The organism is Tatumella sp. JGM118, assembly GCF_018257515.1.
Lineage (GTDB): Bacteria > Pseudomonadota > Gammaproteobacteria > Enterobacterales > Enterobacteriaceae > Tatumella > Tatumella terrea.
The window spans coordinates 16,563-31,147 of sequence record NZ_JAERJR010000016.1 but is presented as its reverse complement, the minus strand read 5'-3'; the positions used below and the strand labels follow the sequence as shown (position 1 = coordinate 31,147).

Annotated in this window: 12 protein-coding genes and 2 tRNA genes; 3 read left to right on the top strand and 11 right to left on the bottom strand. The window is 52.5% G+C overall.

The window, feature by feature from the left end; translation table 11 throughout:
* Positions 1–11 precede the first annotated feature (11 nt).
* The 9 genes from nusA to rlmE form a co-directional block, all read right to left on the bottom strand.
* The gene (nusA, locus tag JK223_RS13335) at positions 12–1,517 is read right to left on the bottom strand and encodes a transcription termination factor NusA (protein WP_212714662.1); all 1,506 of its coding nucleotides are present in this window, start codon (positions 1,515–1,517) and stop codon (positions 12–14) included.
* Between the two features lie 24 nt (positions 1,518–1,541).
* A complete protein-coding gene (gene rimP / locus JK223_RS13330; RefSeq protein WP_212714661.1) occupies positions 1,542–1,994 on the bottom strand; it encodes a ribosome maturation factor RimP in 453 nt (150 codons plus the stop codon).
* Between the two features lie 204 nt (positions 1,995–2,198).
* Positions 2,199–2,275 (bottom strand) — tRNA-Met (locus JK223_RS13325).
* Between the two features lie 56 nt (positions 2,276–2,331).
* Positions 2,332–2,418, bottom strand: a tRNA-Leu gene (locus JK223_RS13320).
* Positions 2,419–2,487: 69 nt separating this feature from the next.
* Positions 2,488–2,823, bottom strand: a complete 336-nt coding sequence (secG, locus tag JK223_RS13315) for a preprotein translocase subunit SecG (RefSeq protein WP_212714660.1) — start codon at positions 2,821–2,823, stop codon at positions 2,488–2,490.
* 202 nt (positions 2,824–3,025) lie between these two features.
* Positions 3,026–4,360 (bottom strand): phosphoglucosamine mutase, encoded by a 1,335-nt coding sequence (gene glmM / locus JK223_RS13310; protein ID WP_212714659.1) that lies wholly within the window; start codon positions 4,358–4,360, stop codon positions 3,026–3,028.
* Between the two features lie 4 nt (positions 4,361–4,364).
* Complete coding sequence (folP, locus tag JK223_RS13305; protein ID WP_212714658.1) at positions 4,365–5,198, bottom strand: dihydropteroate synthase; 834 nt, start codon at positions 5,196–5,198, stop codon at positions 4,365–4,367.
* Positions 5,199–5,278: 80 nt separating this feature from the next.
* A complete protein-coding gene (gene ftsH / locus JK223_RS13300) occupies positions 5,279–7,222 on the bottom strand; it encodes an ATP-dependent zinc metalloprotease FtsH (protein WP_212714657.1) in 1,944 nt (647 codons plus the stop codon).
* Positions 7,223–7,277: 55 nt separating this feature from the next.
* A complete protein-coding gene (gene rlmE, locus JK223_RS13295) occupies positions 7,278–7,907 on the bottom strand; it encodes a 23S rRNA (uridine(2552)-2'-O)-methyltransferase RlmE (protein WP_025903859.1) in 630 nt (209 codons plus the stop codon).
* Between the two features lie 125 nt (positions 7,908–8,032).
* Between rlmE and yhbY the strand changes: the two genes are divergently transcribed.
* On the top strand, positions 8,033–8,326 hold the full coding sequence (yhbY, locus tag JK223_RS13290; protein ID WP_212714656.1) for a ribosome assembly RNA-binding protein YhbY: 294 nt from the start codon (positions 8,033–8,035) through the stop codon (positions 8,324–8,326).
* Positions 8,327–8,527: 201 nt separating this feature from the next.
* On the opposite strand, the gene greA is transcribed toward yhbY, so the two are convergent.
* On the bottom strand, positions 8,528–9,004 hold the full coding sequence (gene greA, locus JK223_RS13285) for a transcription elongation factor GreA (protein WP_212714655.1): 477 nt from the start codon (positions 9,002–9,004) through the stop codon (positions 8,528–8,530).
* A 244-nt stretch (positions 9,005–9,248) separates the two neighbouring features.
* On the opposite strand from greA, the gene dacB reads away from it, so the two are divergent.
* Positions 9,249–10,685 carry a serine-type D-Ala-D-Ala carboxypeptidase gene (dacB, locus tag JK223_RS13280; RefSeq protein WP_212714654.1) on the top strand — a complete coding sequence of 479 codons (1,437 nt, stop codon included), beginning with the start codon at positions 9,249–9,251 and terminating at the stop codon, positions 10,683–10,685.
* A 70-nt stretch (positions 10,686–10,755) separates the two neighbouring features.
* On the opposite strand, the gene JK223_RS13275 is transcribed toward dacB, so the two are convergent.
* Positions 10,756–13,077: a TonB-dependent siderophore receptor gene (locus tag JK223_RS13275; RefSeq protein WP_212714653.1), complete on the bottom strand. Its 2,322-nt coding sequence runs from the start codon at positions 13,075–13,077 to the stop codon at positions 10,756–10,758.
* A 256-nt stretch (positions 13,078–13,333) separates the two neighbouring features.
* Here JK223_RS13275 and fes point away from each other — a divergent pair, with 256 nt between their 5' ends.
* Positions 13,334–14,575 carry an enterochelin esterase gene (fes, locus tag JK223_RS13270; protein WP_212714652.1) on the top strand — a complete coding sequence of 414 codons (1,242 nt, stop codon included), beginning with the start codon at positions 13,334–13,336 and terminating at the stop codon, positions 14,573–14,575.
* Positions 14,576–14,585: the final 10 nt, after the last annotated feature.

Here is a 14,585-nt window from a genome sequence, read left to right as displayed (position 1 = left end):
CTTCCTGTTTGTTATGCGTCGCCGCCAAACCAGCAGATATTACGTGCAGCCATAATTAGCTCACCGGCTTTCTCTGAGGAGAGCCCTTCAATATCTGCGAGGTCGTCGATACCCTGTTCAGCTAAATCTTCCAGAGTGCAGACGCCTTTAGCGGCCAGACGATAGGCCAGGTCTTTATCCATATCCTGCAGTGCCAGTAAGTCATCCGCAGGTTTCTGGTTGCCTAAACTCTCTTCTTTCGCTAACGCCAGGGTGGTCAACGCATTTTTAGCTCGTTCACGCAGAGCCTCTACCATCTCTTCATCGAGCCCATCGATTTCCAGCAGCTCATCGACCGGCACATAGGCCAGTTCTTCCAGAGTAGAGAACCCTTCTTCTACCAGTGCAGTGGCAAATTCCTCGTCGATATCGAGGTGTTTTGTGAACATATCGATGGCTGCATGTGCTTCTGCCTGATGCTTCGCCTGCAGGTCATCAACTGTCATCACGTTCAGTTCCCAGCCACTCAGCTGTGAGGCTAAACGTACGTTTTGGCCATTACGACCGATCGCCTGGGCCAGATTACCGGCTTCAACAGCGATATCCATGGTGTGATTATCTTCGTCCACAACAATGGAGGCGACATCAGCAGGGGCCATGGCATTGATAACAAACTGTGCCGGATTATCATCCCACAGCACGATATCGATACGCTCACCGCCCAGTTCACTGGAAACGGCCTGCACACGAGCTCCGCGCATACCTACACAGGCACCCACCGGATCGATACGTTTGTCATTCGTTTTTACTGCGATTTTCGCACGGGACCCCGGATCACGGGCCGCACCTTTAATCTCGATCACTTCTTCGCCGATTTCCGGCACCTCAATGCGGAACAGTTCTTTCAGCATTTCAGGTTTAGAGCGGCTGACGAACAGTTGCGCTCCGCGGGCTTCCGGACGGACGGCATAGAGAATACCGCGGATACGGTCACCCGGACGGAAGTTTTCACGTGGCAGCATATCTTCACGGATGATGACCGCTTCCGCGCTGGTATTAGAACCATCGGTCGGGCGGACTTCCAGTGAGATATTGTCACGGTTAACTTTTTTCACCACACCGGTGATGATTTCACCTTCCTGCTCACGGAACTGGTCGACGACCATCGCACGTTCAGCTTCACGTACTTTCTGGACAATGACCTGTTTCGCGGTCTGGGTGGTGATACGGTCAAAAGTGACTGACTCGATCTGATCTTCAACAAAATCGCCTGGATTGAGGTTTTCGTCTTCGAATTTCGCAGCGTCCAGCGTGATTTCACGCGTAGGCTGCGTCACTTCTTCAACGACAAGCCAACGACGGAAGGTATCAAAGTCACCACTTTTACGATCAATACAAACACGAACATCGATTTCCTGTTCGTATTTTTTCTTTGTGGCCGTTGCAAGCGCACTTTCCAGCGCTTCAAAAATTTTTTCGCGCGGCAGAGATTTCTCGTTAGAAACGGCTTCTACAACAGCTAAGATTTCTTTGTTCATCCTGGTTAGCCTCAATCCGGACGTTTAAAAATGGGGGACCAGATTCGCTTTCTGAATATTGTTCAGCGCGAATACTTCATCATTACCCTCGACGGTCACGGTCACCATCTCACCTTCTACGGCTTTAATGATACCTTGCCATTTACGGCGGTTCTGCACCGCGATGCGCAATACCAGGCTGACTTCATCGCCGATGAAACGCTGGTAGTGTGCGGCAGTGAACAGTGGTCTTTCAAGACCTGGTGAGGAAACTTCAAGGTTATAAGCGACTGTCACCGGATCTTCGACATCCATAACGGCGCTTACCTGGCGGCTGACATCAGCACAATCATCAACATTGATGCCATCCTCACTATCAATGTAGATACGCAGAGTCGAGGTACGACCGCGGACAAACTCAATACCAACCAGTTCGTAGCCGAGCGCTTCTACCGGAGCAGTGATTAATTCTGTTAATTTTTGTTCTAATGTGGACAAGCCCACCCCCAAGACATAAAAAAAGGGCCTGAAGCCCAAAATCACGATTACCTGATAACAAAAAACCCCGAATATTCGGGGCTTTTTATCACTGGACCCTGTGTTTGTCGCCATGCGACAGAAACACATACCAAAAGAGTTTTTTTCAAAATCAGGTGAGAAAGGATACCTGCTGGTCTTTTGAAAAACAACTCTAAGGGAAAGTGGTTGCGGGGGCCGGATTTGAACCGACGACCTTCGGGTTATGAGCCCGACGAGCTACCAGGCTGCTCCACCCCGCGTCCGAAACGTGGCGAATTTTACGCCGAACATGCAATAATTGCAAGTTAAACTGAATTGGTACCGAGGACGGGACTTGAACCCGTAAGCCCAATTGGGCACTACCACCTCAAGGTAGCGTGTCTACCAATTCCACCACCTCGGTACTGCTTAAGACGCCGGAGAAACCAGCCGTCGAAAGTAAGGGTACTGCTGATACTGCTTCGTTTACTGCTTACTGCGGGATATCGCTACCTGGTGCTGCCGGTTTAGCCGGTTGCTGGGTCTGTTCAGACTTCGCAGGGGCACTCAGGTTTTCCCACTCACTTCCTTTGGCGCTTTTGTTGGTGTTCATGTTGCCAAGGAGCAGACTCATTATAAAGAACAGCGCAGCCAGAATGCCGGTTGTGCGAGTCATGAAGTTACCAGACCCATTCGAACCAAACAGTGTACCTGACGCACCAGCACCAAAAGATGCTCCCATATCAGCGCCTTTACCTTGCTGCAGCATTACCATGCCGATAAGGCCAAGTGCTACCAGAAGGAAAACAACTAAAAGAGCTTCGTACATAATTGACCTGTTTCCTTGTACGCCACCGTACAGTTAAAGCTTCACCTTGCGCCGACAGATAACAGAGTACCTATCAGAAGCGGGTCTGAATACTAACCAATGGCGTGATTCTCTGCAAGAGCAATTTTCTTTGCAGATTCCGACTGCCGATAAAATCACCACTCTGATGTTTTTATCGGCAACCCCCCTTTTCCGGAACGGATTAACCCGCTTTCACCGCATCGGCAATCCGGTTCGCCAGCAAGGTCACCTGCTGTCGATCTTCCCCTTCCACCATGACCCGGATCAGAGGTTCTGTGCCCGATTTGCGCAACAGTACACGGCCCCGGCTACCCAGTTCTTTTTCGACCGCTTCGGTCACCGCTTTTACGGAATCCGAAGTGAGCGGGTCGGAATCCCCGCTAAAGCGTACGTTCACCAGTACCTGCGGTAATAATTTCATACCGCTGCATAAGTCATGCAGACTCATGTGATTACGTACCATCGCCGTTAATACCTGCAGACCGGCCACGATGCCGTCTCCGGTGGTTGTTTTATCCAGTAAAATGACATGGCCCGAGTTTTCTGCCCCCAGTTGCCAGCCCTTTTCCTGTAGTTTTTCCAGCACATAGCGGTCACCCACTTTCGCCCGGGCAAACGGGATCCCTAGCTGTTTCAGTGCCAGCTCCAGGCCGATATTGCTCATCAGCGTCCCGACGACACCGCCACGCAGGTTCCCCTGGCGCAGTTTTTCGCGGGCGATGATATAGAGGATCTGGTCACCGTCGACCTGGTTGCCCTCATGGTCCACCATCATAATGCGATCGCCATCGCCGTCATAAGCGATCCCCACGTGCGCTTTTTCTGCCAGTACCCGTTGCTGAAGTAAACGCAGATCGGTGGCACCACACTCTTTATTGATGTTCATCCCATCCGGCTGTGCCGCAATGGTAATAACTTCCGCCCCCAGTTCCCGGAGGACGTTAGGTGCAATGTGGTAGGTTGCCCCGTTCGCACAGTCGACCACAATTTTCAGACCATTCAGGTTCAGTTCGCTCGGGAACGTCCCCTTACAGAACTCAATATACCGGCCTGCGGCATCCACAATCCGGCTGGCTCTGCCGAGTTCGGCGGAAGGCACACAGGTGATCGTTTTTTCCATTTCCTGTTCGATAGCGGTTTCGACATCATCAGGCAGTTTTGTCCCTTCTGTCGAAAAGAACTTAATACCATTATCATCGAACGGATTATGGGAGGCGGAGATCACAATACCGGCTTCTGCGCGGAAGGTACGGGTCAGGTAAGCAATCGCCGGCGTCGGCATAGGTCCGGTAAAGGCCGCAGAGAGTCCCGCCGCGGCGAGCCCGGCTTCCAGCGCGGATTCCAGCATATAGCCGGAAATGCGCGTGTCTTTACCGATAATAATTGTCTTAGAGCCGTGGCGGGCTAATACCTTTCCGGCCGCCCAGCCTAAGCGGAGTACAAAGTCTGGCGTAATCGGCGCTTCCCCGACCTTGCCGCGAATCCCATCGGTGCCGAAATATTTACGCTCACTCATACTGTTATCCTTTCGCTCTTAATGTGGCTTCCGCAACCCGCAGCGCCTCAACACTTTCTTTAACATCATGGACACGGACGATGTGTGCCCCCTGCATCGCGGCAATCACCGCACATGCCAGGCTCCCGCTCAGACGCTGGTTCGGTCCGACATTCAGCAGCTGTCCAATCATCGATTTACGTGACATACCCACCAGCAATGGCAGGCCGAAATGGTGGAAATGGTGCAGACTGGCCAGCAACTGATAGTTATGTCCGAGATTTTTACCGAAACCAAAGCCCGGGTCGAGCAGGAGATTCTCTTTTTTTATGCCGCCTTCGAGACAGCGTGCAATATGTTCTGTAAAAAAATGGTCCACTTCCGCAATCACATCGGTATAGCCGGGCGCGTTCTGCATGGTTTCCGGTTGCCCCTGCATATGCATCAGACAGACCGGCAGCCCGGTCTCTGCCGCCGCCGACAGTGCCCCCGGCACCTGTAAGGCACGCACATCATTAATGAGATGCGCTCCCGCCCGGGCCGCTTCGCGGATCACTTCCGGGCGTGACGTATCCACGGAGATCCAGACTTCAAAGCGACGGGCTATTTCGGTGACGACCGGGATCACCCGTTCAAGCTCCTGCTCAACGCTGACTTCGGCTGCGCCTGGCCGGGTAGACTCACCACCGACATCAATGATAGTGGCACCGGCAATAACCATTTCGTTGGTATGGGTAATGGCATCAGACAGTGTGGCATGATTTCCCCCGTCTGAAAATGAATCCGGTGTCACATTGAGTATTCCCATCACATGGGGAAATGAGAGGTCGAGTTCGGAATCCCGGGCATACAGCTTCATTGAGCAACTTCTCCCTGCGGCAAAAAACGGCAATAAAAAACCCCGGACAGGCCGGGGTTTCATTTTAACGCGAAATCATCTTATTTATCGAATGATTCACACATTGTATTACCTGGGTTCTCAGTGCGCGGTTCATCAACCGGACGCGGAGGCTGAGGTGCAGGCGTACCGCTGTTACCGTCGGACGAAGAACCGTTGTTTTTCGGCTCTTCCCAACCGGCTGGCGGACGAACATCACGACGGGCCATCAAATCATCGATCTGAGGGGCATCTATGGTTTCGTACTTCATCAGCGCATCTTTCATGGCATGGAGGATATCCATGTTCTCATTCAGTAGCGTACGTGCACGATCATAGTTGCTGTCGATCAGATGTTTCACTTCCTGGTCGATAATACGTGCTGTCTCATCTGACATGTGTTTCGCTTTGGCGACTGAACGGCCGAGGAAGACTTCACCTTCTTCTTCCGCGTACAGCAGTGGACCCAGTTTTTCTGAGAAGCCCCATTGCGTTACCATGTTACGTGCCAGGTTGGTGGCCACTTTAATATCGTTAGACGCACCGGTCGAAACACGTTCAGCACCATAGATAATCTCTTCTGCCAGACGACCACCGTACAGCGTGGAAATCTGACTTTCGAGTTTCTGACGGCTGGCACTGATAGCATCGCCTTCCGGCAGGAAGAAGGTCACACCCAGTGCGCGTCCGCGCGGAATAATGGTCACTTTGTGTACCGGATCGTGTTCCGGCACCAGACGACCAATAATCGCATGGCCCGCTTCATGGTAAGCCGTGGACTCTTTCTGAGCTTCGGTCATAACCATTGAGCGACGTTCCGCACCCATCATGATTTTGTCTTTCGCTTTCTCAAACTCAACCATGGAGACGACACGTTTGTTGCCACGGGCGGCAAACAGTGCAGCTTCGTTGACCAGGTTCGCCAGGTCTGCCCCGGAGAAGCCCGGAGTTCCACGGGCGATGATCGCAGCATCGATATCTGTTGCCAGAGGAACGCGACGCATATGGACTTTCAGGATCTGCTCACGGCCACGGACATCCGGTAAACCGACAACCACCTGACGGTCAAAGCGTCCCGGACGCAGTAACGCAGGGTCAAGAACATCCGGACGGTTAGTCGCGGCAATAACGATGATACCTTCGTTACCTTCAAAACCATCCATCTCAACCAGCATCTGGTTCAGAGTTTGTTCACGTTCATCGTGCCCGCCACCCAGACCTGCACCGCGCTGACGGCCTACGGCATCGATCTCATCGATAAAGATGATACAAGGTGCGGCTTTCTTCGCCTGTTCGAACATATCACGGACACGGGATGCACCCACACCCACGAACATTTCGACGAAATCTGAACCGGAAATAGTAAAGAAAGGTACTTTGGCTTCACCTGCAATCGCTTTTGCCAGCAGGGTTTTACCGGTCCCCGGAGGGCCTACCATCAGTACACCTTTAGGGATCTTTCCGCCTAATTTCTGGAAACGGCTGGGTTCACGCAGATACTCAACCAGTTCACTGACTTCTTCTTTTGCCTCATCACACCCGGCAACATCAGCAAACGTCGTTTTGATCTGGTCTTCGGTCAGCATGCGCGCTTTACTTTTACCGAAAGACATTGCGCCTTTACCGCCACCGCCCTGCATCTGGCGCATAAAGAAGATCCACACGCCTATCAGCAACAGCATCGGGAACCAGGAGATAAAGATTGAAGTCAGCAGACTTGGCTCTTCCGGTGGCTCACCGACAACTTTCACATTTTTAGTCAGCAGGTTGTCGAGCAACTTGGGATCGTTGACAGGGATATAAGTCGTATATTTACCACTGTCCTTTTTGATAACGTTAATTTCACGCCCGTTAATACGTGCCTCGCGGACCTGATCCTGGTTCACTTCCGACAGGAAAGTTGAATAATCAACCCGCCGGCCATTCGACTCGCTGGGCCCAAAGCTCTGGAATACCGACATCAGTACGACCGCGATGACTAGCCAGAGAATCAGGTTTTTCGCCATGTCACTCAAGGGATTAACCTCATATTACAACGATGTTAACAGACAGCGTAGGGTACTATAGTTTGCGCCCAGTCGCTACAATGTACACTTCACGTGAACGTGAACGTGAAGCGTCAGGCTTCCGAATTTTCACTTTCGTAAACAGGGAGCGAATTTCCCGCAGGTATTCTTCGAAGCCATCTCCCTGAAACACTTTCACTACAAAACTACCACCCGGCGCCAGAATATCCCGACACATATCTAACGCCAGTTCTACCAGATACATCGAACGTGGAATATCCACCGCCGGGGTACCACTCATATTCGGTGCCATATCAGACATGACGACCTGAACTTTATTATCACCGACCCGTTCAAGCAATGCCGCAAGGACAGCTTCATCACGGAAATCCCCCTGAAGGAAGTCAACTCCTACAATAGGGTCCATCGGTAGCAGGTCGCAAGCAATAATGCGTCCTTTCGATCCGATTTGCTGTACTGCATATTGGGACCAGCCGCCGGGAGCTGCCCCCAGATCGACGATTGTCATGCCGGGTTTAAATAATTTGTCACCCTGCTGAATTTCATCAAGTTTAAACCAGGCGCGCGAGCGCAACCCTTTTTTTTGTGCCTGTTGCACATACTTATCGCTAAAGTGTTCCTGAAGCCAGCGACTTGAACTGGCTGAACGCTTCTTACCGGTCATAATTTTTCCAACTAATTCCACATCCTCGCGATAAAACATCACGTAAATGTCGCGTTGATTTGGCGATAACCCAGAGATGGCGGTAGAATGACCCGTTTTCAATCCCTGAGTAAGTAAATAATACGATGAATCTAAGCACCAAACAAAAACAGCACCTCAAAGGTCTGGCCCATCCCCTGAAACCGGTTGTCATGTTAGGTAACAACGGCCTGACTGAAGGTGTTCTGGCGGAAATCGAAAATGCACTGGAACACCATGAGCTTATCAAGGTGAAAATTGCCGGCGAAGATCGCGAAACCAAAAATTTAATTGTTAGCGCAATCGTCCGTGAGACCAAAGCCTGTGAAGTTCAGGTTATCGGCAAAATACTGGTGCTGTATCGCCGTTCTAAAGAAAACAAAATTTCTCTGCCGCGCTGATTCCGGCGCCAAAGAAATTGCCACGCTCCGGTGTGGGTGAAAAGGCCGCACCGCGGCCTTTTCTGTTCTTTACATTCCTGAAGAACGGCTTATGTTACCACGCCCGGGGTACCGGTGTCGCTTTAACGCTCAGATTTCACGGCAATGACTGCCTGAGATGCCTGAAGGAATCATCGGGAGTTATTTAAGCGTAGCAAGAGATTACAGGTATTCCACCCGCAGGATCTCATATTCCACATCCCCGCCCGGCGTTTTGATAATGGCAACATCATCTGCCTGTTTTGCAATCAAACCACGTGCCATCGGTGAATTTACAGAAATCAGATTTTGCTTAAAATCCGCTTCATCATCACCCACGATACGGTAAGTCGATTCTTCATCGGTCGCGGTGTTATAAACGGTGACTGTGGAACCAAAAATGACCCGTCCTGTGGCCGGCATTTTGGTCACATCGATGATCTGTGCGTTCGATAATTTCGCTTCGATTTCCTGAATGCGTCCTTCACAAAATCCCTGCTCTTCACGGGCGGCATGATATTCGGCATTTTCTTTTAAATCCCCGTGTTCACGGGCTTCCGCGATTGAGGCAATGATCCGCGGACGTTTAACTGTTTTTAGTTCTTCCAGTTCTTTACGCAGTTTCTCAGCCCCACGCAGCGTCATAGGAACCTGACTCATCTTAAACTCCTCATTCTCTTATGTGTAGAAGTGTCATCCTGACTGATGACTGCAGAAAACAACGTTCTGCAACGCGTTAATTTAGGAATAAAACAACCCTGTCCGGGGCAATATCCACCACAGACAAGGATCAGTTTTTCATTTTGATACGTATTTTACCCCGGAGTTCCCTATGGGTCATCGTTTACTTTGCCCTATAAGGGGACGTAGTATTGCGACTTCCTCCGTTACTTAGCCCGAGATTATGCGATTTTTACGACTTATATCAGGATTGACTCTCGCTTTTACTCTGCAGGCCCAGGCGGCTATTCCTGTAGAGCAATATACACAATATTTGCCGACCGGAACCAGTCTGGCATTTCTGGCAGAAAAAGTCGGCTCGCAGGAACCTTTGGTCAACTATCATGGTGAGCAAATGGCTCTGCCAGCCAGTACCATGAAAATTTTTACGGCGCTGAGCGCGTTACTGGAGCTCGGCAAAGATTTCAGATTTCAAACCACGTTTGAAACCTCCGGGAAAATCAGTAACGGAACATTACAAGGGGACCTGGTGGCCCGGTTTGCCGGCGACCCGAGTTTTACCCGCCAGGATCTGCGGGCCATGGTCAGTAGTCTGAAAAAACAGGGCATTACCCATATCGATGGCAACCTGGTGATCGATACTTCGGTGTTTGCCAGCCATGATGCTGCTCCGGGCTGGCCCTGGAATGACCTGACTCAATGCTTCGATGCCCCGCCGGGCGCCGCGATCATCGATAAAAACTGCTTCTCGGTCGCGCTGTACAGCGCCGATACCCCGGGCAAAAATGCGTATATCCGTATCGCGTCTTATTATCCTGCGCATATGTTCAGCGAAGTACGCACGATTGCCCCTGACTCCGGTGAAGGCCAGTATTGCGAGCTGGATGTGGTACCGGGCGAACTGAACCGCTACACCCTGACCGGATGTCTGCGTAAACGGGCTGACCCGCTGCCGTTAGCGTTTGCCGTGCAGAACGGCGCGGCCTGGGCCGGTGAGATCCTGCGTGATGAATTACACCAGGCAGATATCGACTATTCCGGCCATCTGCTGCGCCGCACACAGCCGACACCTCCGGCGACGCTGCTGGCCAGCCATGACTCGGCACCTCTGCACGATCTTCTGCATCATATGCTGAAAGTGTCCGATAACATGTACGCGGATACCATTTTCCGTACCATCGGCCACCACTATTTCAATGTCCCGGGGACGTACCGTGCCGGTTCGGATGCGGTCAGACGCATTCTGAGAGAAAAAGCGGGCATTGATTTAGGTAATACCGTGCAGATGGATGGCTCAGGATTATCACGTCATGACCTGGTGTCTCCGGCGACGATGATGCAGGCGCTGCAATATATCGGCAAGAATGACAGCACACTGGACTTTATCAGTATGCTGCCCCTGTCCGGCCATGACGGCACACTGCAGTATCGTGGCGGGCTGCATGAAGCCGGTGTCGACGGTAAGCTGTCTGCGAAAACCGGTTCACTGCAGGGGGTTTACAACCTGGCCGGATTCCTGACTACCGCCAGCGGTACCCGGGTCGCCTTTGTGCAGTATCTTTCCGGTTACGCGGTCCCGCCTCAGGACCAGCGAACCCGCCGTGCCCCGCTGGTACGGTTTGAAAGCCGTCTGTATCGCGATTTATATCAGCAATACTGACGGGCAAAGAAAAAGCCGCTTTCAGTGATGAAAGCGGCTTTTTTATGGGTGATGCATTATCAGAACAGGATCAGAAGTGAGTATTCAGACTCATATAGAAGGTTCTGCCTGATTCATTATAGGTATTAGCACCCGCACCGTAGAGATAACTGCTGACCCCTGCCCCGTTGATCGTTCCGGTGGACTGGGAGTTACCTTCACGGAAGTGACGCTTATCAAACAGGTTATCAATCCCGGCCGTCAGGCTGACATTTTTGGTCGCATCCCAGGTCGCACTGGCCCCGATAATGCTGTACGGACTCACCTCACGGGTATCCGGATAGCTCACGACATTCCCCTGGTAATCCAGACGTTTTGGTTTCTGACGGCCATACCAGGTCAGCGTGGTCTGCAGAGATAAATCATCACGTGCCTGCCAACTGACGCCGGAGTTCAGCGTAAACTGCGGAATGATCGATAAGCGATCACCGGTCGTTTTGTTCTTACTCTGCAGCATCCAGGTCATGTTGTTATTCCAGCTCACCGTGTCGGTAACCGGGATATTCAACGTGCCTTCCAGTCCTTCGACCACCGCTTTCGGGACATTCTCCCACTGATAAATACGGGTGCCCGAACTGTTGGTACTGAGCGGGCTATAGCCGGCTTCGATTTTATTGCGGTAGTCATTACGGAACCAGGTCACACCGGCCTGCAGGCCGGAATCATCTTTATATTCCAGACCAATTTCTTTGTTGATACTGGTCTCAGCTTTCAGGTTATCGTTGCCCATCAGGTAACAACCCGACGCCGAGGAGCCATAGCATCCCTGTCCTTTACTGTACAGAATATAGTTTGGATCAGTCTGGTACAGGTTAGGGGCTTTATAGGCCCGTCCGATGCCCATTTTCAGGGTAATATTGTCGGTCAGATTCTGTGACAGGTTGAGCGACGGACTCCAGTTAGTGCCGGAAATGGAATGATGATCAAAACGTAATGCCGGCGTCAGGACGGTACTGTCGGTAAGGTCCATGTTGTCTTCGGCAAACAGGGAGAAGATCTGCGCACTGGTATAGGGATTACGTGTGCCGGTATCTGTGCCATCGATGGCGCCCCCGGTATTGGTGCCGGTCAGTGCCTGACTGGTGGACACCCCGTCCTTCATTTTTTGCTGATTCCACTCCGTCCCCAGCGTCAGGTTCTGGTTAACCAGCGCCGTAAACGGGATACTGACTTCGCTGTGTAACAGGACATCGCTTAAATCGATATCCGAGAACCCGGCGTTAGTATTAAAGATACCCTCGGTACCGCCGGCAAGGCCTTCGGTGATCCTGGAGTTACGGGTTCTTTCGTACTGGGCGTAAGTATTGGTGCTGACGCCGTTATCCCAGACCCCGGTCCATGTCAGCGCATAGTTCTGACGGTAAATACGGTTGGTTTCGTCACCGTATTTAGACTTCACGTAGGCCGAGGTATTGGTATTCTGCGTATCACCGGCATACAGGTTCCCCTGCCGGCTGGTGCCTGCTTCAAATTCCAGGTGCTGGTTATGGGCAAACTCCCAGTTCAGCTTACCGTGCAGATCTTTATTGATCACACCTTCCCGGCCGGCCGGGTAGCTGCCGGCATAAGAACCGGTTCGCTCCGCCGCGTGATCTTTATTGATGTCATACGCATCTGCCTGCGTCTTATCCAGGTTCCCCCAGATACTGAGTGTCAGGCTGTCAGTCACCGGGCCCATCAGACTGAAGTTGGTGCGTTTGGTCGAGCCTTCCGCTTTATGCTGCGGCGCATTCAGGTAAGTGTTCCAGGAACCATGCCACTGACTGGTCGCCTGTTTAGTGATGATATTAACCACCCCGCCCATCGCCCCATTACCGTAACGGACTGCGGCAGGACCGCGGATCACTTCGATACGCTCGATCATCTCCGGCGGGACCCAGTTAGTATCCCCGCGGGTATCACGCTCACCCCGCCAGCCGAAACGGATGGAGTTACGGCTGGACACCGGCTTACCGTCGATCAGGATCAGGGTATTTTCCGGGCCCATCCCGCGGATATCGATCTGCCGGTTATTTCCGCGCTGACCACTGGTGGAGTTTCCGGTCAGGTTGACGCCCGGCATAGTACGGATAATTTCGGAAACGTCGCGGGCTGGCGGATGTTTACGGATTTCATCCGACGTAATGGTCGACACCCCGGGTGCCTGTAAATTTTGTTGTCTGGCGGTCACAAGAAGTGTGCCGCTCTCTGCCTGCGTCGTACTGTCTTCCGCCTTGCCGCTGGTTTGCTGCTGGCTGGCCGGGGGCGTTGTCACAGAGGCTGTCTCTGCTGCCATCACCTGAAAAGAAATAAAGAAGGCGCTGGCGCCCAGTTCAAGACAAATCGCAGTTGAAAGTCGGGATAATTTTTTCATTATGAGGATCCTGGTCCTCTGCCACAGAGAATGTGATGGCGAGGATCCTGTTATTGAGCCACTGTTTTTACACTGTTTTTTAGCTGCAGTCTGACGGACAACGGCTTGCGGTCTGTGCGCCTGAAGAAGGTTCAGAGGCAATGAGCAGTTGATCAATACGACAACGGCAGGCGGTGAAACAGAGTATTGCAAATGGAAATAATTATCAATAGTATTATCAATACTATTACCCTTTATTGAACTGAACACGGTGTTGATGGTGATCCCTGAATGGTTTGTCTCTCCCGGAACTGATGCCTGGTGGCAACAACAACAGCAACGAGGATTACCCTTTATTGAGCGGTTGGAAAATTCGCTCTGCCGGGTCACCTTTCTATGGCGGGACCCGCAGGGCACTGAGGAAACGTCAGCCTTTCAGCATGTCTGGATTAATATCACCGGCATTACCGACCATCATCAGCCGGCACCTCCCCGCTCCTTACAACGGGTCCCCGGCAGTGATGTCTGGTACTGGCAGACCGAACTGCCGGCCGACTGGCGCGGAAGCTATTGCCTGATCCCGGATACGTCTGCCGAATCGCCGGAGAGGTTAACCGACCTTAGTCAGCGCAAGGATTGGTGGCGTGAAAAGTTTGCCATCGCCGGCCATGATCCGCTGAATCCGCTGCGCCCCTGGCAGGGTGGACGGGGAATGTCAGTGTCTCCGCTGCATATGCCGGAAGCTCCGTGCCAGGCCGACTGGGCTCCGCTGGATCAGGGGCACGCCTTACCCCTGAACATCAGCCGCTTACAGTGGCACAGTCAGCGACTGAATAATCAACGCCCTCTCTGGCTCTGCGAGACAGGCCAGACTGAAGCCCCGGACCGCCCGCTGGTATTACTGCTCGACGGGCAGTTCTGGGCTGAGCAAATGCCGATAGCAGCCCCGCTGCAATCCCTGACCGACAGGCAAAAACTGCCGCCAGCTATCTACGTCATGATAGATACCATCGATCGCCAGCACCGCAGCCATGAACTGCCCTGCAATGAGGATTTCTGGTTAGCGGTGCAGCAGGAGCTTTTACCGCTGATTTCCCGGCAGACCGGCTGGCAGCATGATGCCGCCCGTACCCTGGTTGCCGGAGAGAGTTTCGGTGGTCTTGCCGCGGTCTATGCCACGCTTAACTGGCCGGACGTTTTCGGCAACGCCATCAGCCTGTCCGGGTCATTCTGGTGGCCGCAACGGGGAGGTTCGCGGGGAGTTCTGACCCGCGAACTGGACGAAGGCCATTTCTCCGCTGACCCGCGAAAAATCTATCTCGAAGCGGGCCGCCGTGAACCGGTGGTTTATCAGGCGGGTAATGAGCTTTTCCATGCATTACAACGCCGGAATATTGAGGCAACCCTGACAGAGGTTGAGGGCGGACACGATGCGTTGTGCTGGCGCGGAGGGTTGCTGAGCGGATTACAGGCGTTGCTCGGCCCCGGTGCCCTATCCCCCTTTCCTGCAAGCGAATAATAAGGAGCCT